This window comes from Clostridium sp. YIM B02569 (assembly GCF_022320765.1).
In the GTDB taxonomy this organism is placed as follows: domain Bacteria; phylum Bacillota; class Clostridia; order Clostridiales; family Clostridiaceae; genus Clostridium; species Clostridium beijerinckii.
Genome location: NZ_JAKJJX010000029.1, coordinates 1 through 22,682, shown reverse-complemented (window position 1 = coordinate 22,682; position 22,682 = coordinate 1). Strand labels below are relative to the sequence as shown.

20 protein-coding genes are annotated in these 22,682 nt (G+C 29.9%); 4 read left to right on the top strand and 16 right to left on the bottom strand.

The features are described 5' to 3' along the window. Positions 1-371: 371 nt before the first annotated feature. The 7 genes from ygfK to L3B96_RS22030 form a co-directional block, all read right to left on the bottom strand. Entirely contained in the window at positions 372-3,389 is a 3,018-nt protein-coding gene (ygfK, locus tag L3B96_RS22060) for a putative selenate reductase subunit YgfK (protein WP_238948584.1), read from the bottom strand. Between the two features lie 100 nt (positions 3,390-3,489). Further along, positions 3,490-4,773 carry a guanine deaminase gene (guaD, locus tag L3B96_RS22055; protein WP_238948583.1) on the bottom strand — a complete coding sequence of 428 codons (1,284 nt, stop codon included), beginning with the start codon at positions 4,771-4,773 and terminating at the stop codon, positions 3,490-3,492. A gap of 403 nt (positions 4,774-5,176) precedes the next feature. Next, a complete protein-coding gene (locus L3B96_RS22050) occupies positions 5,177-5,818 on the bottom strand; it encodes a helix-turn-helix transcriptional regulator (protein ID WP_012058202.1) in 642 nt (213 codons plus the stop codon). A 122-nt stretch (positions 5,819-5,940) separates the two neighbouring features. Next, complete coding sequence (hydA, locus tag L3B96_RS22045; RefSeq protein WP_238948582.1) at positions 5,941-7,317, bottom strand: dihydropyrimidinase; 1,377 nt, start codon at positions 7,315-7,317, stop codon at positions 5,941-5,943. 661 nt (positions 7,318-7,978) lie between these two features. Then, the gene (gene arcC, locus L3B96_RS22040; RefSeq protein WP_238948581.1) at positions 7,979-8,899 is read right to left on the bottom strand and encodes a carbamate kinase; all 921 of its coding nucleotides are present in this window, start codon (positions 8,897-8,899) and stop codon (positions 7,979-7,981) included. 170 nt (positions 8,900-9,069) lie between these two features. Next, positions 9,070-10,263, bottom strand: coding sequence for a knotted carbamoyltransferase YgeW (ygeW, locus tag L3B96_RS22035; protein WP_012058199.1), 1,194 nt, complete (start codon positions 10,261-10,263; stop codon positions 9,070-9,072). Between the two features lie 36 nt (positions 10,264-10,299). Then, positions 10,300-11,610: a YgeY family selenium metabolism-linked hydrolase gene (locus tag L3B96_RS22030; protein ID WP_238948580.1), complete on the bottom strand. Its 1,311-nt coding sequence runs from the start codon at positions 11,608-11,610 to the stop codon at positions 10,300-10,302. Between the two features lie 552 nt (positions 11,611-12,162). On the opposite strand from L3B96_RS22030, the gene modB reads away from it, so the two are divergent. Both modB and L3B96_RS22020 read left to right on the top strand, forming a co-directional pair. Next, positions 12,163-12,846 (top strand): molybdate ABC transporter permease subunit, encoded by a 684-nt coding sequence (gene modB, locus L3B96_RS22025; protein ID WP_085953359.1) that lies wholly within the window; start codon positions 12,163-12,165, stop codon positions 12,844-12,846. Then, positions 12,846-13,895, top strand: coding sequence for an ATP-binding cassette domain-containing protein (locus L3B96_RS22020; protein WP_012058196.1), 1,050 nt, complete (start codon positions 12,846-12,848; stop codon positions 13,893-13,895). Before modB ends, L3B96_RS22020 begins: the two co-directional genes overlap by 1 nt. A 206-nt stretch (positions 13,896-14,101) precedes the next feature. Here the strand turns inward: L3B96_RS22020 and L3B96_RS22015 are convergent, their stop codons facing one another. From L3B96_RS22015 to L3B96_RS21980, 8 genes are all read right to left on the bottom strand, one after another. Beyond that, positions 14,102-15,046 (bottom strand): polysaccharide deacetylase family protein, encoded by a 945-nt coding sequence (locus L3B96_RS22015; protein ID WP_012058195.1) that lies wholly within the window; start codon positions 15,044-15,046, stop codon positions 14,102-14,104. A gap of 571 nt (positions 15,047-15,617) precedes the next feature. Continuing rightward, positions 15,618-15,782 carry a hypothetical protein gene (locus L3B96_RS22010; RefSeq protein ID WP_017212905.1) on the bottom strand — a complete coding sequence of 55 codons (165 nt, stop codon included), beginning with the start codon at positions 15,780-15,782 and terminating at the stop codon, positions 15,618-15,620. Between the two features lie 43 nt (positions 15,783-15,825). Then, positions 15,826-16,041: a hypothetical protein gene (locus tag L3B96_RS22005; RefSeq protein ID WP_238948579.1), complete on the bottom strand. Its 216-nt coding sequence runs from the start codon at positions 16,039-16,041 to the stop codon at positions 15,826-15,828. A gap of 195 nt (positions 16,042-16,236) precedes the next feature. Beyond that, entirely contained in the window at positions 16,237-16,470 is a 234-nt protein-coding gene (locus L3B96_RS22000) for a hypothetical protein (RefSeq protein ID WP_238948578.1), read from the bottom strand. Positions 16,471-16,743: 273 nt separating this feature from the next. Beyond that, positions 16,744-17,622 (bottom strand): tyrosine-type recombinase/integrase, encoded by an 879-nt coding sequence (locus L3B96_RS21995; protein ID WP_012058194.1) that lies wholly within the window; start codon positions 17,620-17,622, stop codon positions 16,744-16,746. 82 nt (positions 17,623-17,704) lie between these two features. Next, entirely contained in the window at positions 17,705-18,337 is a 633-nt protein-coding gene (gene spoIIM / locus L3B96_RS21990; protein ID WP_012058193.1) for a stage II sporulation protein M, read from the bottom strand. 164 nt (positions 18,338-18,501) lie between these two features. Continuing rightward, positions 18,502-19,272 carry an SDR family oxidoreductase gene (locus tag L3B96_RS21985; RefSeq protein WP_238948577.1) on the bottom strand — a complete coding sequence of 257 codons (771 nt, stop codon included), beginning with the start codon at positions 19,270-19,272 and terminating at the stop codon, positions 18,502-18,504. A gap of 211 nt (positions 19,273-19,483) precedes the next feature. After that, positions 19,484-20,407, bottom strand: a complete 924-nt coding sequence (locus tag L3B96_RS21980) for a 2-dehydropantoate 2-reductase (RefSeq protein WP_012058191.1) — start codon at positions 20,405-20,407, stop codon at positions 19,484-19,486. Between the two features lie 132 nt (positions 20,408-20,539). On the opposite strand from L3B96_RS21980, the gene L3B96_RS21975 reads away from it, so the two are divergent. Then, positions 20,540-21,421: a LysR family transcriptional regulator gene (locus L3B96_RS21975; protein WP_238948576.1), complete on the top strand. Its 882-nt coding sequence runs from the start codon at positions 20,540-20,542 to the stop codon at positions 21,419-21,421. 106 nt (positions 21,422-21,527) lie between these two features. Then, positions 21,528-22,034, top strand: a complete 507-nt coding sequence (locus L3B96_RS21970; RefSeq protein ID WP_012058189.1) for a flavin reductase — start codon at positions 21,528-21,530, stop codon at positions 22,032-22,034. 74 nt (positions 22,035-22,108) lie between these two features. On the opposite strand, the gene L3B96_RS21965 is transcribed toward L3B96_RS21970, so the two are convergent. Continuing rightward, positions 22,109-22,522 (bottom strand): thioesterase family protein, encoded by a 414-nt coding sequence (locus L3B96_RS21965; protein WP_012058188.1) that lies wholly within the window; start codon positions 22,520-22,522, stop codon positions 22,109-22,111. Positions 22,523-22,682 lie beyond the last annotated feature (160 nt).

Here is a 22,682-nt window from a genome sequence, read left to right as displayed (position 1 = left end):
TGTCCTCCTTAAAATTATAGCTAGTGTTAGGCACAATCAAATAAATAACAAATTCATGTGCCTTATTGTTGTTTCAATTTTCTAAATCCTTGCCATACACTCCCCCTCTTGTAATGGTACATAACCTCTTCGCTTGCTATCTATTTAATTTTTAATACTAAGGCACATTCAAAAAATGACAAGTCCATTTACTAGCCTATTTTCCATCATTAAAGGAGGTTAAATCGCATGCGCAATTTAACTAAGTTCGAGAAAGCAAATACAAGATTTGGACTCTCACTTATAATAGGCCCACTATGAGGGCAATTTGCCTCCTTGCCTGATGAAAAATATCCATGGCAACTTTGGACTTGTTATTTATTTTCACATGCCTAAAGCATATAATCATACTTATCTATACACGTTTGAATTAGACTAGCCATTTCTTTTGAAACTTCTGATTGCTGCGAAGCAGTATAACTTATAATATCGCTTTCTTCAGTTCTTACTAGACAAATGCCTTTTTCTAAATTTTCAATAAAGAATCCTTTGTTATCACTATTTTCAAAATCTTCTTTACTCCAAAAAACTGTTATTTTATCTTTATATGGATTTCCTTTATGAGGACAAAAAATACCACAATTACCGCACTCATTGCACATACCATCTAAATGTATAATCTGATGATTAGAAACAAAATCACTGTTTACATTAATCATTACGTTTGCTCTATTAGGACAAACATCAACGCATAATTCACAAATGTTCTTGCACCCTAAACATCTATCAGCTTCTTCTTCACAAGACTTTGAATCTCCTAATATTCCCTTCCTTCCATATAATATCTTTTCATCAGTACAATAACCTTTTTGCTTAAAATCAGAACTCAAACCTTCTTTTGTTAGAATATCTTTTGTAACTATTTTTGCATCTGCTATTGCATTAACAATTGTAGATGGACCTTTTTTTAAATCACCAATGATATATACATTTGCAATATTTGTTTCTAATTTTTCGTTAACAATAGGAAATTCATTAGAATCCAAATTTATTTCATTTTGTCTTAATAAATTACTATCAATTTTTTCACCTGTTGCTATAATAACTGTATCTGCATCTAATGTTGTTATTTCTCCAGTACCTACAGAACTTCTTCTTAAGGATGCATCTCTATCACCTAAAATCATTTTTTCACAAGTAAGTTTTCCATCATTAATAGAAATTGGCGTAAGGAGTTCTTTAAGTAAAATACCTTCAGAAATAGCAAGTTCTATTTCTTCATTATCCGCTGGCATATATTTTTTGGTTCTTCTATATATAATAGAAACCTCTTCAACACCACTCACTCTTTTAGCTGAGCGTGCTGCATCCATGGCAACATCTCCTCCCCCAATAACACAAACTTTTTTACCTAAAGCAATCTTTCCTTCTTTTTTCTTATATTTTTCTAAAAATGAAATAGCATTAATTGCTTTATTATCGCAATCGCTTAATGAAATTTTTCCAGGTTTCCATGCTCCTATGGCCAACACTACATAATCATATTCCTTTTTTAATTCCTTCAAATTAATATTTTCATCTATACAAAATTGAAATTTTACTCCTTGCTTTTTAACCATTTCCAAATCTTTTTTAATCATTTCAGAAGAAATTCTAAACTCAGGTATAACATGTTCTACAACACCCAATGCACTCTCCTTTTTATCCCTTACAGTAACATCTACACCATTTCTTCTTAAGAAAAGAGCTAATGAAAGACCTGCAGGACCAGCTCCAATAATAACAACTTTTTTCCCGGTTCTAATATCTGTTGGTTCAATAGACTCAATAAATTTATCCTGTGCATTTAAAACTGCAATTTGTTTTAAATCTCTGATTGAAACAGATTCATCATAATCAATTCTAGTACATTTAGTCTGGCATTTATGATTACAAATAGTTGATGTAATAGCCGGTAATGCGTTATCTATGGCAATTATTGAAAAAGCCTCATCATATTTTTTTTGTCCTACTAAAGCTGTATATTGTGGGATTTGCTGATTAATTGGACATCCTACAGAGCAAGGTGCAACTGCACAATCATAAAACTGAAGGTTAGAATTAAGTTTTCTGCTATTAACAAGTCGTAGTTCTTTTCGATAATGTTTATCATTAATAGTTTCCTTGACTATGTCCTCCAGAATTTCTACATTAATTCCAGAAATTTTACCATTAAGCTGTTTCTCAACTTTTTTAGCCATTTGAGTTATTCTTTCGTAACCACCTGGCTTTAAGATAGATGTTGCAAATGTTATTGGACTAATTCCTGTAGATAATATTTTATCAATATTAAAGAAGTCAGCCCCACCTGAATAAGAAATTTGTAAATCACCATTAAATTCTTTAGCTAATTTACTTGCTAAAGATATGGATAGTGGAAATAATGCACGTCCAGACATATACATTTCTTCTCCTGGTAATTCATTATTAGTAATTTTAGCTGGTAGTGTATTAGTTAGTTTAACTCCTATTTCTAAATTCAAGTTATTTGCGACCGCCTTCAAACGTTTTAGCATTGCAACTCCATCTGAGTACTGCAAATCATTTGTAAAATGATGTCCATTAAAAACTATATAGTCATATCCCATGGCTGTTAAAGTTTCTTTAACAAACTTTTCACCTAGTAATGTAGGATTCATTTTAATATAAGTATTTAATTTCTTTTCTTCAAGAAAATAGCTAGCAATGCTTTCAATTTCATTAGCAGGACAACCATGAAGTGTTGAGATCGTAATAGATGAACAAATAGTTGGTGAAATTTTTTCCAAATCTTCCTTTGTAAATTCAGAAAACATATCTATATGAGAAAGAAGTGTTTCTTGACATTCTGTCCAAATTTTTGTAGACGATGCGTCTTGCATCCCTTTAATATAAGTGTCAATTTTAGAAGATTTTATGCCTTTCAAGTCATATCCTACGCTCATATTGAACATAAAATCTCTTTCCTTTGCAAATTTGAGCTCTTTCATTAGGACATGAAGTAAAAACCAGGCTTTTACATATTCATCAAAGGCTTCTGACACTTTTAATTCTGTAGACCACTCTACGTTGTAACCCTCATCTTGTGCATTGATGCAAGGTTTAGACACTGTAATATCTTCTCCATCGATAACTTGTACTGTTTTTAATTCAATAAAACGACTTCCAGTTAGATATGCACAAACAATATTTTGTGCTAATTGGGAATTTGGGCCTGCTGCCGGTCCAAGTGGTGATGAAAGTTTCTCATTAAATAAAGTAATTGATTTTCCAGTTTCATTATAATAAAATTTATCTTTATGCACGCCAAAAATAGATTCTTTTTCTTTTAACTCTCTAGTAATCCAAGTTAACATTTTTTCAAAATGAATGCGTTGCATTTTATCACTCATAAATAATCCCCCTATTTTCTATTTTTTTCTGTTTAAATTATATAGATAAATACAAGCTAGTACTTATTGACTAGTTAATCAAATTTTTATATAAAAAAATTCAATATTGTTTCGGTTCTTCTATCTTTTTACCTGCTACATATCTTTCCTTAATATTTCTGTCATCACCAGTGTAAATAAATTTTTCTAGTCTTTCTTCTACTGACAATGGCTTAAAGATGGATAGACTGCTATCGTCAATAATCAAGGCATCAAATTCATATCCTTCTTCAAAACTTCCCACTTTACCAAAAATTTTTCCTCCGCCCTTTGTTGCCAAATATAATAATTCTGCTGTAGTTAAAGGCTTGTCTGCTTTATTACTTTCTAGCCATTTTAACTTTGACACCTGAGCACAACTAGCAATTACATTAGTCATCGATACACTGTGACCACCTGATATATCTGTTCCAAGTCCTATATTTAAACCTTTTTTCATCAATTTTCGAATAGGCGCAATACCACTTGATAAATTGCTATTTGAATTAGGGCAGTGAGCAACGAAAGCTTCTTTTCTCACCATTAGTTCAATTTCATCTTCTTCTAACCAAATACAATGGGCCATTATAGTAGGAAGATCTCCAAGCAATCCCGCTTCATTATAGACACTTGCATAGTTTTTTAATTTGGGATGTAGTTTTTTCACAAAACTGATTTCGCTCAAATTTTCACTCAAATGAGATTGCACTGGAACATTATATTTTTTTGATAATTCCCCAAGACTTTTTAAGAGCTCAAAGCTGCATGTTGGAACAAACCTTGGTGTAATAATAGGTTTCACTAATTCATATTTTTGCCCATATTCATCTAATAGTTCTTTAGTATTATGAATGGACTCCTCCGTACTTTCTAATAAATATTCTGGTGCATTTCTATTCATATTAACCTTTCCTACATATGCACCTAATCCTGCTTCTTCAAACAAATCCATTAATAACTTTGTTGAATTCTTATGAATGGTAGCAAAAACGCAAGATCTAGTAGTACCATATCTCCATAAACTTCTTACAAAAGCAGAATACACTTTTTTTGCATAGTCTATATCTGAATATTTTTTTTCTTCTGGGAAGGTATATGAATCTAACCATGGCATAAGTTCCTTATCTAATCCTAATCCTAAATTAGGAAACTGCGGTGCATGTGAATGAATGTCAATAAATCCTGGTATTATAAGTGCAGGTCCATAATCTAAAATCTTCAGTTTACTGAATTTTTCAGGCAGCTCTTTATAAACACCTTTAACAAATTTACCATCAATAACAATATATCCACTTTCAAATATTTCATATTTACCTAATTCTTTAGTAAAAATAATATTGCCTTTAACAATATACTCATCTTGCATCACAAGACCTCCTAATAAGGCACATTCAAAAATGTAATTTTCTTTCATGTACCCAAAATATACATTACTAATGATCAAAGGTTCACTTTTATGCATTAAATATAAATTAATAAGGAAACGTTTACTATATTGTCAATTTGACGAACTAGTCCTTTCTTGTTTTTATTATTACTAACTGACTAGTTGATCAATTTTAATTATATTCCATATATTGGTATTTTTCAATCAATTTATATATGTCAGTAATACATTTTTCTAAGCTTATTTATTTTACATATGAGTTCCATTATTATATATATCTGATTTACACAGAATTATTACTTATTAAATTAATAATCTACAGAATGAAAGACTAATTGTTAAATTTTTTATTAATCCTTTCAAATATTTTACAGTAATATATTTAATCCTCATTGTTATTTAAATAACTGTAAAGTGAATATTTTGAAATATCATAGAACTTTGAAATTTTATCTCCCGATCTTTTAATTAAAAGCGCACCTTTACTCTCTAAATATTTAATGGCTTTCATTTTATCTTCTTTAGTCATAACCGCAACAGGTTTTCCAATTAATTGATACGATTCCTCAATTAAATCTTTGAGGAGTTGATTAACATCGGTTGGAATTGTAACATCACCTTCATCACTGCGTTCTACTTCCTTTATTGAAACAAAATCTTCTATAATCTTATTAGATACCATTAGCTGAGTGATATCATAATTAATACAAAGAAGTGCTTTCGCTTTACCATTTTCATCTGGAATACATATAGTAGTAGATTTCAAAATACGTCCGTCATTTGTACGGGTACTATAACTATAATGGTCTTTATGCTGAAGATTTGAGTGAATTGTTTCCATTGCAATTCGCGATGCAACATCCCCAACTTTACGTCCTGTAACATGACCATTTTCAATCGCTATAATGCTATGTTCATATCCTGCTTTTAGATCATGAATCGCAACTTCACAGTTTGGACCAAACTCTTCCGCAATCCCTTTAATAAGCCTTTTAAAAAAATCCAAATCATCATATACATTCATGTTTAAATCTCCTTTATCATCTTATATTTACATTACAATATAAATATGTTTTGTTATAATTCAAAGCATACAACCAACTATTGTGGCCACTGTGCTTAATATATTAAATAAACAATATACTATTATTCAATTACTTTTCTCTTAATAAATTTTCCATCACCTTTTTTCCCTAAAAACTTATTATTTTTATAAGCTACTTTACCACTCTGTATTACAATATCAATATCTCCCTTTAATGTCATGCCTTCAAAGCATGTGTAATCTACAGCTCCATGAAGCATACTTCTTGTAAGAGTATACTCAGAATTTGGGTTAATTATAGTAATATCAGCATCCCCACCTGGAATCAAAGAACCCTTTTTAGGATAAAGTCCATAAATCTTTGCAGGATTTGTACATAAAAGTTCTACAAAACGCTTAATTGAAATTTTCTTTTTCATAACGCCTTCAGAGAAAATTACCCTTACTCGTTCAGCAACGCCAGGAGCTCCATTAGGGCATTTTGTAAAATCGTTAATACCCTTTTGTTTGTCACCCTTTAGATTGAATGAACAATGATCAGTAGCAATTATATTAATTACACCATCTTGTACACCTTTCCATAGAGCAGCAATATCATTACTTTGACGCAAAGGTGGAGACATTACATATTTTAGTCCATTATTGTCTGGCTCAAGATATTTTTTCTCTGTCATTGTTAGGTACTGAGTGCAAGTTTCAGAAAAAATATTCTTTTGCCCCTGCGCTCTTGCTTTTCTTATCTCATCCAATCCCTTTTCAGTAGAAATATGAACAATATAAATTGGGGCATCTCCTGCCAATGCTGCAAGATGTAGCACTCTGCTAATTGCCTCTGCTTCACAATGGTCTGGTCGTGATTTTGCATGATATATTGTTTCTAAACAGCCATTTGAAACATAATTTTCTCTAAGGTAATTTATAACATCATTGTTTTCAGCGTGTACAGCAATAATTACTCCCAATTCTTTTGCTTTTTTTAATACTTTTAAAATTGAGACGTCATCCAGTTTAAAATCATATGTCATATAAATCTTAAAGCTAGAAATTCCTTCTTTAGCCAAAGACTCCATTTCAGATAAAACCTCATCATTTACATGCTGTATTACTCCATGGAATCCATAATCAATTACTGCTTTTCCATTAGCCAATTTGTGATATTCGTCAATTTGATGGCGAAGAGTACAATTTTTAGGACCAAAGGCTACATGGTCAACAATACTTGTTGTTCCACCACAAACAGCTGCAACAGTTCCAGTATAAAAGTCGTCTATTGATCGACTATTTCCAGATTGCAAATCCATATGAGTATGAACATCCACTGCTCCAGGAATTATATACATTCCCAAAGCATCAATGATTTCTGCATTATCATTGGATAAATTTACCCCAATACAAGATATTTTATTATTTTCTATCATAATATCTGAACAATAACTTTCTGATTCAGTCACAATAGTTCCATTCTTAATAATAATCATTCATAAGCACTTCTTTCATTTTAGGCACATGAAAATGAATAACAAGTCCAAAGTTGCCATGGATATTTTTCATCAGGCAAGGAGGCGAATTGCCCTCATAGCGGGCCTATTAGGTCAATTTGCCAACGTAGGATGATGGAAAATAGGCTGGCAAATAGACTTGTTATTTATTTGATTGTGCCTGATATTTTTGTGATTATTCCTTATATGTAGTTGTATTCCTCTCCTCCTAAATCTCTAGTTAAACTTATATCCTCAACGAGTACAATGTCCAACAGCTAGCTGTGGAGCAAAATATTTATGATTTCAGTGAGTTATTTCATAAGTCTAAGTTTTGTTTTGGATATCTATATAGATAAGCCAATTATAAGTTAGATTTATACTATGAAATATATCCCCACTAGAAATGGGTAATATATTTTTGTGGAATGTTTCATTGGTAATTTTGATGGATGTGATTCTTTGGCTATAAGTTGTTCCAAATGTGCTAGTTCAAAGCTTGTCCTTTGAGGCTAGCACTTTGGGTGCAACTTTATAGCCTTAGAATCCCATCAGAATTACCTAGAAACTGGAACAAAAGTATGTTATTCATTTCGGCGAGTTATATGCATAAGTTCAGGTCTTAGTTGGGTTATCTATAGCATAATGCATAAGTTTAACTTTACATTTTAAAGTGAGTACCTGTTTTACCTAGAATTCCATCCTGTACTTTACTTAGAAGCGTAATAATTGCAGTCCTTCCTTTTCCTGAAGAAACAAATTCTAAAGCTGCTTGTACTTTTGGAAGCATAGATCCTGGTGCAAATTGGCCTTCTTTAATATACTTTTTAGCTTCTTCCACTGTAAGTGAATCCAGCCATTTAATATTTGGTTTACCAAAGTTTACAGCAACTTTTTCTACTGCTGTTAGAATAATCAAACTATCTGCATCTATCTCTTTAGCTAACAATGCTGCTACAAAATCTTTATCAATTACTGCTGGTACACCTTTTAAATGATTGTTTTCTGTTTGAATAACTGGAATTCCACCACCACCACATGCAATAACTATTTCTCCAGCCGATACTAGCTCTAAAATCGTTTCCTTTTCAATTATATCAATAGGTTTTGGAGAACAAACAACTTGCCTATATCCCCTACCTGAATCTTCTTTCATCACTATTCCAGTCTTCTCTAATTTTTCAGCATCCTCTTTTGAATAAAAACCTCCAATTGGCTTTGTAGGGGTTAAAAATGCGTTATCATTAGGATCCACAAGAGTTTGAGTAATGAGAGTTGTGACAGGGTTATTTAAATTACGTGATAAAAGTTCTTCCCTAATCGCATTTTGCAAATCATATCCAATATACCCTTGACTCATTGCAACGCACATTGTTAATGGTATTTGAGATTTTTTAACAAACTCCATTGCTGAGTTTATCATTCCCACTTGCGGTCCATTTCCATGAGTAATAACCACCTGGTTTCCACCTTCGATTAAATCTACAATACTTTCAGCAGTTAATTTTACTGATTTCATTTGTTCATCTAGTGTATCTCCCAGTGCATTTCCTCCTAACGCTATTACAATCTTACTCACCATATATCCCTCCAATTCTCTTTTTAAATATTTAGGCACTAGAAAGAAAATAAAAATTCAAATTATATGCCATGAAATATTCTTATATGCGGCATAGCTGCTCTTTTTAAATAAAATGTTCTTATATGCAGCATAGCTGCTCTTTTTAAATGTGTATATTTTTTTATTAGTTCCTAACCCTTGAATCTTATATCCTCACTTTGAGCCATTTTTTCTAAAACTTCTGCAGGATTCTTTACCTTTGCTAGAAGAATCATTGCTGCTATAATATATGGCTTATAGCTTGCTTCTTTATAAAGTGGAACTCTGTAACGGTCAAATACAGAATCTTCAACTTCACCTTTCTCACATGACAAATTACTAATATCAGCTGGTAAGCAATGTAAATAAAGTGCCTTTCCATCTTTAGTTGTTTTCATTAATTCCTCTGTACATTCCCAATCTTTATGTTCTGCATTTTGAGCAAGAAGTTTTTTCTCTAATTCTTTAATACCTTCAGAATCGCCTTCTGAATAAAGATCAGTACGTTCTTTCATTGCTGCAAAAGGAGCCCAGCTCTTTGGATATACTATATCTGCATCTTTAAATGCTTCTGCCATATTATTAGTTTTTGTGAATGTTCCACCTGATTCCTTAGCATTATTACGAGCTATATTTTCAACTTCTTCCATTACTTCATAGCCTTCTGGATGTGCTAAGCAAACGTCCATACCGAAACGTGTCATTAATCCTATAACCCCTTGTGGTACAGATAATGGTTTACCGTAAGATGGTGAATAAGCCCAAGACATAGCTATTTTTTTACCCTTTAAATTTTCAATGCCACCAAACTCATGTATGATATGTAGCATATCTGCCATAACTTGAGTTGGATGGTCAATATCACATTGTAGATTTACTAATGTTGGTTTTTGTTCAAGAACTCCATCTTCATATCCTTCCTTTACTGCATCAGCAACTGTATGCATATATTTATTTCCCTTTCCAATATACATATCATCACGAATTCCGATGACATCAGCCATAAATGAAATCATGTTAGCTGTTTCCCTTACAGTTTCACCATGAGCAACTTGACTTTTACCTTCATCTAAGTCTTGTACTTCAAGACCTAAAAGATTACATGCACTAGCATATGAAAAACGAGTACGTGTTGAATTATCACGGAATAATGAAATTCCAAGTCCACTATCAAATAATCTTGTTGATTTGTTATTTCTACGTAATTCTCTTAATGCATCTGCAACTTCATAAACTGCCTTTAACTCATCTGTAGTTTTTTCCCATGTAAGAAAAAAGTCATTTTTATACATTTGATCAATTTCTAAGCTTTTTAATGCATTAACATATTTATCTACAATACTCATAATTTTAATATCCCCCTTAATTTTCGCTAACAATATTTATTTATTTGAAGTATATATAGTTGGAACAGCAGCATAAACTGCAGCACATTTTACTAAATCTTCTTTCCATGTCTTTTCATTAGGAGCATGTGCTTGAGCTTCTGCACCAGGTCCAAATCCTATTACAGGAATTCCATTACGTCCCATAATTGAAACACCGTTTGTAGAGAATGTCCATTTGTCAGTAAGCGGACGAGCTTTTCTCATTGCTTCATTTTCACCAGCACCGATTCTTGTTGTGCCGTAAAGGCCTTTATATGCCTCTTCTAATGCTTTTGTTACAATATGATCTTCTGGAATTACCCAAGTTGGGAAGTAGCATTCAATTGGGTATACTAAACCAGTGTAACTTGGTCTATCGTAGTTATACATACTTACTGTTGCATTGTATTTTTTAACAGCTGGAAGTTGACGAATTTCTTCTAAACAGCTTTCCCAAGTTTCACCTGCTGTCATACGACGGTCTAATGAAATTGAACATGAGTCAGCAACTGCGCAACGGCTTGGGGAAGTATAGAATACTTGAGAAGTTGTAACAGTACCTCTTCCTAAAAAGTTAGCCTCTTTAAATTCCGGGTTATATTTTTCATCTAACATTTTTACTAAGCCCTTGATTTCTTTATTATCAGCTGCATCATTTTCGTTAAGGTCACGAATGTTCATTAATATTTCAGCCATTTTGTAAATTGCGTTGTCTCCTCTTTCTGGAGCTGAACCGTGGCATGAAATTCCTTGAACATCAACACGGATTTCCATACGGCCTCTTTGTCCTCTGTAGATACCACCATCTGTTGGCTCTGTAGAAACTACAAATTCAGGTCTGATTTTGCTTTCTTTGATTATATATTCCCAGCAAAGTCCATCACAATCTTCTTCTTGAATTGAACCAACAACTAATGCTGTGTATTTTTCATTTAAAAGGCCTAAATCTTTCATTATTTTTGCACCATAAACAGATGAAACGATTCCGCCTAATTGATCAGAAGTACCACGTCCACCTATTTCAGTTTCTGTTTCATATCCTTCGTATGGATCAAAGTCCCAGTTATCTCTGTTTCCTACACCAACTGTGTCAATATGAGCATCAAAGCCTATTAAAGTTTCCCCTGTACCCATATATCCTAAAATATTACCCATTGGATCTATTTCTACTTTATCAAATCCAACGCTTTTCATTTCTTGTTCTATTCTTTTTATAACACCTTCTTCTTCTGCACTTTCACCAGGTATTGCAACTAAATCACGAAGAAATTGGGTCATATCCTCCTTATAGTTTTCAGACTTTGATTTAATTTGATCAAAATTCATATTCTCTTCCCCTATCTTAATTAATATTTTATTTGGAATCATATTTATAACGGAAATAAATGCTTGTCTACTTTGTTTGTAATGATATTCAGCAGCCTATAAAATCCACTTCTGAAATATTATTATTAAATTAATCTCCTATATATTCTACAAATCATTTCCTTACCTAAAAAAAATTTTTTATACCAAATTTATTTTTATGGTAATATCATACATCTTTTCAATTAAATTGTAAATATTTTCAAGTTATCTTTTTTAATAATATTTCTATTATTTTTTTACTATAAGAAAACAAAATTAATCATATGTAATACACTATTGTATTTTTATAGAATTAATGCTAATATTATAAAAATCATAATAAAACCGAACTAAACATTATCAAACATGACTATATAAAACATATTTAAATATTTTATTATATATTTATTCTATTTTGCATTGATTTTTAACAGTTGTAATCTACTATAATTAAAATTTTTTAGATTGACTGCTACAGAATTATGTTATATTTTTTGACAATTTTTTAGTTTGTCTAACTTTTAAGGAGGAATTAATATGGATTTTTCACCTTTATGGATTTCTATAAAAACTGCTACATTATCAACAGTAATAACATTCTTTTTAGGAATTATAGTTTCTTATTGGATGTCAAATTTCAAAGGAAAATCTAAAGGAATAATAGATGGGTTATTTACTTTACCTTTAATTCTTCCTCCAACTGTTGTAGGCTTCTTTTTATTGCTTATCTGTGGTAAAAATGGTCCTATAGGAAAGCTACTAGATCTCTTTAATACTTCTTTAATTTTCAGCTGGAGTGCTACGGTTATTGCTGCTATAGTGGTTTCATTTCCTATGATGTATAGAACCACACGTTCTGCTTTTGAGCAAATAGATATTAATATTCTTTCTGCTGCCAGAACTCTTGGCCTTAGTGAATTTAAAATATTTTATAAAATCGCTATTCCATTAGCCATGCCAGGTATTATAGGTGGACTAGTTTTATCTTTTGCAAGAGCTATGGGTGAATTTGGCGCAACACTTATGCTAGCAGGTAATATTCCTGGAAAAACTCAAACTATGCCACTTGCAATATTCTTTGCAGCCGAAGGTGGAGATATGCAAAAAGCAATTCTTTGGGTTATCATAATTGTTACTTTATCATTATTTCTAATTCTAATATTAAACTATTGGTCAGAAGTTCAGTTAAAGCTTATGGGAAGGGGTGCTAGATAATGTCATTATATGTAAATATAGAAAAACATCTTTCCTCATTTAATTTAAATGTGAATTTTGAACATAAAAGCGGTGTTCTAGGTTTCTTAGGTTCATCAGGATCCGGAAAAAGTATGAGTTTAAAATGTATATCTGGATTAGTTACTCCTTCTAGAGGAAAAATAATTGTAAATGATAAGATTTTTTTTGATTCAGAGAATAAAATTAATTTAACTCCACAGAAAAGAAAAATCGGTTATCTATTTCAAAATTATGCTTTGTTTCCTAATATGAATATAATTGATAATATTGAAATAGGCATTTCTAAGATGGAAAAAGATCAAAAGGAATCCTTAATCAAAGAATATATAGAAAGATTACATCTTGGTGGACTCGAAAAACGCTATCCTTGGCAGTTATCTGGCGGGCAGCAGCAAAGAGTAGCTTTAGCTAGGGCACTTATAACGTCCCCTGATATTTTACTTTTGGATGAGCCTTTCTCTGCTTTAGATCAACATTTAAGAAATGATTTAGAAAAAGAATTAATGTCTATAGTAAAAGATTATAGTGGTAATGTTATCTTTGTTACTCATGATATAGCTGAGGCTTATAGAGTTTGCGACAATATAATTGTTTATGAAAATGGAGTTTCTTTAGAAAATCGAGAAAAGAAAGACTTATTTAAACATCCTAAAAGTCTTACAGAAGCTACATTAACAGGATGTAAAAACATATCTAAAGCTAAAAAGACTGGGAAAAATACCATTTATGCTGAAAATTGGGGCCACGAATATGTTATTAATGACGAAATTCCAGACAATATCCAATATATCTGCATAAGAGCTCATGATATTGAAATATGTACAAACAATAATGAAAACATTAATACTTTTCCTTATACCATTGATACTATTATAGAAAACCCCTTTGAATTTACTATATATATGAAAAACAATACTAAAAAAGATGCAAAATTGATTGAATTTAAGGTAGAAAAAAAGAATATGAATTTCTCTCTAAACACTAGTGTATATCTCAACTTTCCAAATGACAATCTATTTTATTTTTAGACTTAAGTCATTTACTACTATATATATAATTAAAAAGTCCCATTTTAAATTTATGTGAATATACAAAAGGTGATGGATAAGCTTAAGTTAACTTTTCCATCACCTTTGTATAAAACTGCAAATCAAGACTACAATAATCTTCTTATATAAATAGAAAGAGGTGAATTTTAATATAATTTCTAAATTCATCTTTTTCTTAATAAATACTATTTAATAACCTTGAATTCATATCCCTGTTGTTTTAAATATTCTATAATTCCTGGTAATGCTTTTGCTGTTTCTTCTTTACCGTAAGTATCATGCATCAAAATTATTGCCTTTTCCCTTCCTGCTGTAGTTTTTATAACTTCCTGCTTTAATTGCTCTGCATTCTTAGGTGCACCTTCCGCATCCTGAGATAATGAATTCCAATCTATTTGATGATAATCTTTTTCATGTAAAGCCTTGTCCATAGTATCCATACCAACTGAATCTTTATTCTTCCAAGTCATATGCCCACCTGGAAATCTAATAGCTCTAGTTGAAAAATCTTCTCCTAAAACCTTTTTTAGAGACTCATTTGTTTTTTCAATGTCAGACATACAATTCGATAAGTTTATCTTTCCATTTGGATATAAATAATTATAATTATGTGAATAAGTATGATTACCTATAGAATTTCCTTCAGATAATTCTCGTTTAACTATATTTTTAGTGTTCTCATCTTTATCTAGTGATTTTCCCACAATAAAGAATGTTGCATGCACATTCTCCGACTTCAAAATATCTAGTATTTGAGGTGTAACTGTTTCCGATGGACCATCATCAAATGTTAAATATACTACTTTCTTACCGTCTGCTCCATCTGGCTTTTGCCCCTTCATTTGCTGATTCAAATACTTTTCAATAAATGAAGAATCTTCTACTTCTGAATTACTCTCAACATTCAGAGAATCTCGGTTATCCTTTTTATCATTTGAATTTGAATCTGAATCTCCACTTTGCTTAGTGTCATCAAGTGCTTGTACTTCTTGTCTATTTTTGGAAAACTTCGCTGCAATGAGAGAGCTACCTCCGACTATTAAAAAAACTATAGTCATAAATAAAATAATTATTCTAGCTTTTTTTATGTTATTATCTTTACTTTTATTATACCTATAATTTTTTCTCATATATTTATTTCCTCCTATAGCTAGATTAATTCACATTTTTATAAGTATATCATATTTGTTTTACTTATTGCACAGAAGTTCGACTTAAATATAAATTATGTAATTTTTTGTAATAATCTATATATTTTCTGTCGTTTTATTGTATACTTTTCCATAAAAATCACTTCACTACAATATACGACATTATTTATGCTAATTTAGCTATTTACAAGCTCTAATATATGTTACTAATAGTATATACTAACTCAGCATGTACAATACTATTATCAATTAGTATTCTAATTCCATATTACTTTAAAATAACCATAAATAATTTATTCAAATCCAAAACCGCTATTAAGAAATTTATAATTTTTCTTTTATTTTTTTAGTCTGCCATCATACTGACACAATGATATACTAAAATAAGTACATAAAGTTAATAAAATCTTTTTTTCATAAATATTTACCCTATAATATAAAAAACAAAGAGCAACATTCATATTACCCCTATGTATGTTGCTCTTTGTTTTTATAGTTTTAAATAATAATGCTAAAGCATTATTACAGTTTATCTTATTTATAATAAATATCATATTTTTATATTTAAAACCGAAGTGATAAGTGTTTTAAGCTTTATATACAATCTAAAGCCAATATACGCTGACGACTTTCTAGCTACTTCTTTATATTGATTGTCAAGCCACTCGTAATCATAAATTTTAAAAAACATATCATCAATTTCTTTATCATTCATTATCTCACCTGCTTATATATGCTCTCAATAAAATTGATAATTATTAATAATTTTCATATTTATTGCTATTTATATAATAATCTCCCTTTGCATGTCCTTCTTTTTCTCCTATATAAATGTCAAGCGCTCTTATACCTCTATTAGCTAGCTTTATAAATAATATAAATGCATAAATTGATAAAGCGAATATTACTATTGATAATATTAAATATACTATAATTAGTATGGCACTTAATATTGTAGTACTTGCTGAATGCATAAAAAATTCATCCCCCATCTATCATTAATTAAAATTGCTTTTAAGATTATACCATTAATTACCTATAACCACAATCATCTATAAATATTATTATTAGGTTACTTCTATACTTTTTCTATATCAATTTAAAATAAAATTTTATAACGTCAAAAAGAACCCTATTTCTAGAGTTCTTAGTTAAGTTTACTCTCTATATCATTTCTCATTATTACACCTTGGCACAATAATATAAAACTTATTTAAAGCTTTACATTCGGGACATTTCACTTTAATATCATATTTCCCTTCTTTAGCACTTACTAGTTTAGCACTAGCTATTGATGAAGTCTCTCCTTCAAAATTCAATACTCTTTCTGTTTCTGGAGTCGTGTATTCCCATGCAAAACTTATATCACACTTAGAGCATTTCTGTATTGAACTTAATAACATTAATCCTTCCTCCTCTTATATAACTAATTGTATATAAAGGCTACGCTATCCATATGCACCTTTCCTTTTTGACCATAAATATCGCCTCCTCTCATATAAGTTAATTATACAAAAGTTGGAATATTCCTTCTGTAAATTTTAATAAATAAATATTAATCTACAAATACAAAAATTCATCCTTAAATAAAACTTGCCACCAATTTGATAAGTGGTGGCAAACGGGTGGAAACTCCCGTAATATTTTTAATTAATTTCTTGTACAAATAACTATTCTCAAGCTCTTGGATGAGTATGCATGTATATATAGTTTATTTTATCATTATTGATTATCTCATAGTACGTATCCATATATGTTAATACCTGATTACCGAGTAACTTCTGAACAGCCCTAACATTTGCTCCATTTTGAAGAAGATGAACAGCAAATGAATGTCTGAAAGTGTTTAAATTAACGTCTTTATCTATACCAGCTTTTCTAGAGTATTCTTTAACAATTCTCCAGATACCCTGTCTTGTGAGCTTATTACCATTTAGATTTACAAAAAGATTAGACACACCGCATTGTGCAATCTTATATCTTATGCTTAAATATTCTGTTAATGCTTTACAAGCGCTTCTTCCTATAGGAATAAGCCTTTCATAATGCTTGTTATCTGTACATTTTACAAAATTTAAATCAAGATTAACATCATCTACATTTAATCCAATAAGTTCTGAAACTTTCATTCCAGTAGCGTACATTAACTCTAACAATGCATTATCACGAATTCCTTTTGAGCAGTCTTTTTCCACTATTCTAATTATCTTATCTACTTCTTCAATGGTCAAAATTTGTGGCAATTTTCTATTATTTTTTGAACTCTTATATTCAATTTTAGGAACTTCCTTAATTAAAGTTTCACTTTTCAAATATGAATAGAAATTCCTTAGACTTATAACTATTCTATTTATAGATCTTTCTGATTTTCCTTGATTAGTGAGATTTTGTATATATGACATAACCGTTGATTTATCACTTTCATATAAGTCTATCTTTTTTCTATTTAAGAATTTTAAATAGAGACTAACATCTGTTACATATGCATATATAGTATTCTCACTTTTACCACTCTCAAACAAATAATTTTTATAATTATTTATACTATTTATCATTATTAACTCCTATACCATTGATTATGATTAGCATTCGACCAAATCGTCATTTTTCTTTCCTTATTTAAAATCATCTTTTGTTTTATAAATAGAATTTATTAGCCACAAATCTTATCAAAGATGGTGATATATAAGTTTCAATTAATATGCCTATTGTAAATAATATTAGGATGACAATTAATTTATTTAATACACCATCTAAAAAAGGATCTTTTATCTTTCCATGTTTGAAAAATCTTCCCTTAAACCTTTCTGTAGACATAGATAAACTAATAACACTTAATGCTATGAAACATGGAATATATATTAAATTCTGAGGAACAATAGATATTAAGGCTAGTCCAATCCCTTTTCCTTGAAAAGTAGTTATCATGAAAGAAAAAGTATACCCTAATGTAAAACCTTTTAATAAGTCCAAAATTAATATTACAGGAGCTCCAAAAAAAGTTAAACCTAATATAAATATAGGTATAATAATTAGTATATTTTTCTTTATAACCTCGAATAATAAATTTCCATAATTGATAGGATGGCTACCTATAGAATTAGTAAAACTAAAAAAATAATTTGTTAAATCCGTTTTATCTGATTCCCCCATATATTTAACAGTGTAAAGCCCAAAAGATATTCCTAAACAAAACATTATCAGTACAATGAAAAAATAGGCTTTCTTATCCCTAAAAGTATCATTTAGTTTAGTAAGTAAAAAATTCATCTCTTATTCCTCCTTTAGTTACTCTACTTTATACTATGTTTTATATTTGAAGTTTATTCCAGCACCTAATTATAAATATGTAAATCCGAAAAAAAAATCTTATGCATATAGAAAATAACTTCTATATACATAAGATTTAAAATATTTTTATAACGTATTAAATACTAATTATTATCATATCTCCATCCATTATCATCGTTATATATCATAAGTTTTGTCATTCCGCCATCTATATTAATATTTTCTCCATTAATAAAGCTATTTTCTTCATTACACAAAAACATAGCTGCTCTCGCTATATCTTTTGGATTCCCTATTCTGCCTGATGGATGCTGCAATAAATCACTCTCACTATACTTTGGTACATATTCTTCATCATAATAAGCACCTGTATCAATCCAACCTGGGCTAATCGAATTCACCCTGACTTTATTAGAAAGACCATGAGTCAATGCCAAAATTCCGCCTTTAGCAGCTGTATAACTTTCTGTATCAGATTGTGACATATAGGCTCTAGTAGATGAAATATTTACAATTGCACCATTTTTATTAAAATTATTCATAAGTAACTGGGTTAATATGTATGGCGCGGTTACTCCAACTTTAAGTACATAATTAAAATCTTCATATGAACATTTAGAAATAATTCCTTTTTTATTAATACAAGCATTATTAATGAGGTAATCTATATTTTTATATTTTTTTATTATAAACTCTGCAAACTTATATAAAGTATCCTCTTCTGCAATATCGCCTAAAAAGAATTCAACTTCTCCACCTTTTCTTTTTATATATTCTACATTTTCATTCCCTGCTTCTTTATTTTTATCAATGAAGATAACTTTAGCACCGACATTTGAAAATTCTCTTGTTAAACATCTTCCTATCCCTAAAGCTCCTCCAGTAATTATGCATACTTTATTTTTATAATCCATAATATATCTTAGTGCAAGAGTTAAATCACACTAAAAATTCACCTCCGTAAATAAGTCAAAATAATAAACTATTATAGTTGCTAATATTATAACACACTAGTGAATTTTTAATGATCAATCTTATTTTAAACTAAATAATCATATTCGTGAACTATAAATGAATTATTTAAGAAAATGCTTTACATACCTATTATATGTGTTTCAGAATATCTTACACAGGTTGTAAAACTCTTAGCTTTTCATAAGCTTTTTGAGTATAAGGGGTAGGAACTCCCAAATCTTTTCCCATCCTACATAAATCGCCACAAAATAATTCAAGCTCAAATTTTTTTCCAGATACTACATCTCTATGCATTGAACTTATACTTTTTTTAGATAAGCTTTTTAGTGTACTTATTGCATTCTCATAAATATTAGGATGAAGATTTATTCCCTTACTTCTAGCAACTTCTTCACATTCCTTTGCTACATTACAAAATGTTTCAAATTTCATTTTATCTTCTAATATTCCTTTTACTTTCACATCGTAATATGAATCAGTTACATTAAAAGCACAATTAAATACGTAGTTATTCCATGCAAAAATTTCTGCATCTCTTCTTACCTCACATAAAATATTTGATTTAGTTAAAACATTATAGATCCGTTCTAAATCTCTTTTATACATAGGGCGTTTTTTATTAGATGATATAAATATTCTAGTATTTTGGCTAGTATGCTTAATAACTCCATCACCTTCAATTTTTGAGCTAATTGACATAATAGCATCTGTTACTTTTCCTTTTCTTAAGTAAGAATATAACTTATTTCCGCCGTCTACCCCATTAATTATAGGAATAATTAAAGTATGATCACCTACCATAGGTAAAATTGCTTTTGCTGCCGCCTTTAAAGAATATCCTTTTACGCAAACAAAGATAATGTCAACAACACCAATTTCATCTGAATCATCTGTTGCAAGTGTAGGAAAAACAGTAAAACTTCCATTTATTTCACTTTTCAATGAAATTCCATCAGTCTTTATTTTATTTAATGTTTTTCCATAAGCTACAACATTAACATTTTCTTTACTTCTACAAAGCATAGCAGCAATATACCCACCTATCGCTCCCATTCCAATTATTCCAATCTTCATAATATATTCTTCCTTTCTTTTATATTTTTAATATAAATTCAAATATTTTTCTAGCTTATTACTATTTTAGCTTGTCTTAATGTATAATAAAAATATATATTAGTTATGAATACTATAATTAGGAGTTATACTATGATTTTTGATCTAAATCTTTATAAAGTCTTTCTCACAGTGGCCAAATGTAAGAATATATCCCGTGCAGCTGAAATTCTTTTTGTTTCTCAACCTGCTGTAAGTAAATCAATAAAAACACTAGAAAATTCTTTTAATGTAACCTTATTTTCGAGAAGTTCAAAAGGTGTGACCCTAACACCAGAAGGAAAAATATTATTTAATCACATAGAAAATGCTTTTGATAAACTTAACCTTGGAGAGAATATTTTGGAAAAGCTAAAAAATAAAGAAACTGGTACAATTAACTTGGGTGTAAGCACAACCATTGGGAAAAATTATTTTTTACCTAGATTTCGGGAATTTATAAAAGAATATCCTTACTTTAAGACCAAGATAATAAATAAACCTACTTTGGATACAATAAAGTTAGTTCAAGAAGAGAAGTTAGATTTAGGCATAATCGGTACTACTTCCACCCAAGATGATCTTAATTTTATAAGACTTTGCAAAATTCAAGATATCTTAGTAGCAAGTGGTACTTATTTAGAAAAACTAAACTTGAATTCTGCTGATGATACATTAGCTGAAGGATCTTTTATGCTTCTTGAAAATCCTAACGCTACACGAGAACATATAGAAAGCTATTTTAATAAACATAATATCAATATCATTCCAGATATTGAAGCCAGCAATATGGATTTTTTAATTGAATGCGCAAAAATGGGACTTGGTATTACTTCTGTTATAAAAGAGTTTTTAAATGATGAGCTTGAAAATAAAATCCTTTTAGAAATTCCTCTAAAAGATGAGATCCCTCCCAGATACATAGGTGTGATCTATAAAAATTCAAATAATCTGTCAATAGCCGCTAAAACACTTATCGATTTCCTAAAAAAGTGATTTAAGTAATTATATAAAATTAAAAATTATGTAATTGAACTTTTATTCTAATAGCTTTAAAATAAGTATAAATTATTAAATAAAAAAATTTATAGGAGGCAAGCATATGTCATTCAAAGAAATTGAAATTAAAAACCTAAATATAAATCCATTCACTCTCATCGGACACGAATGGTTATTAATCACAGCTGGTACTGAAAATAAATTCAATACCATGACCGCAAGTTGGGGAGGACTAGGCGTATTCTGGGGTAAAAACTCAGCTACTGTATACATTAGACCTGGACGTTACACAAAACAATTTGTAGATTCAAATGATACATTTACATTATCATTTTTTAGCGAAGATTATAGAAAAGCTTTAAATATTTGTGGAAGTCTTTCTGGAAGAGATAATAACAAAGTTGAAAAAGCAAATTTAACTCCAATTTTTGATGAGAATAATACTTACTTTAAAGAAGCAAAAATGGTGGTAGTATGCAAAAAGATGTATCATACAGAAATTAAACCTGAGAACTTTGATAATCCTTCTTTTGATGAGAAAATTTATCCTGAAAAAGATTATCATACAATTTATATTGGAGAAATCGTAAAAGTATTGGTTAATGAATAGACCTGCTACAAAACAAAGATCATATCTAAAATTCTTAATTTAAGATATGATCTTCTAGATTCACACGATATATTTTATATTAAAGATTCTAACTTATTGAATATTTCTTTATTTACCTTCTTTAAGTTAATTATCTTAAAGTCATTGTTAACAAAAACATGTAATGTACTTCCTTTAGCAATTTCTTTTTGATCATTTTCTCTGATAACTGAATAATTAAACTCTACCTTAACAGGTGTTAGTTGCTTAACCCATGTTTTTATGATTAATTCATCTTCATATTTTGCTCCTATAATATATTTACAATTACTTTCAGCTAAAGGTATTAGTATGCCATTTTCCTCCATTTCACTGTAACTTATATTACTTCCTTTTATGAAATCAGTTCTCCCTGCCTCAAACCAAATAAAGTAATTAGAATGATGAACAATTCCCATTTTATCTGTTTCTGCATATCTTACTACAATCTTTGTTTCACTTATATACAATTAAAGCACTCCTTCTTATGATAAATATACTATTTATTTCATAATTTCTGTATAAAAAAAAGACAGTCATAATGACTATCTTTAATACTTACCTCGCAACGTCCTACTCTGCCACACAGTCTCCCATGCAGTACCATCGGCGCTATAGACCTTAACTTTC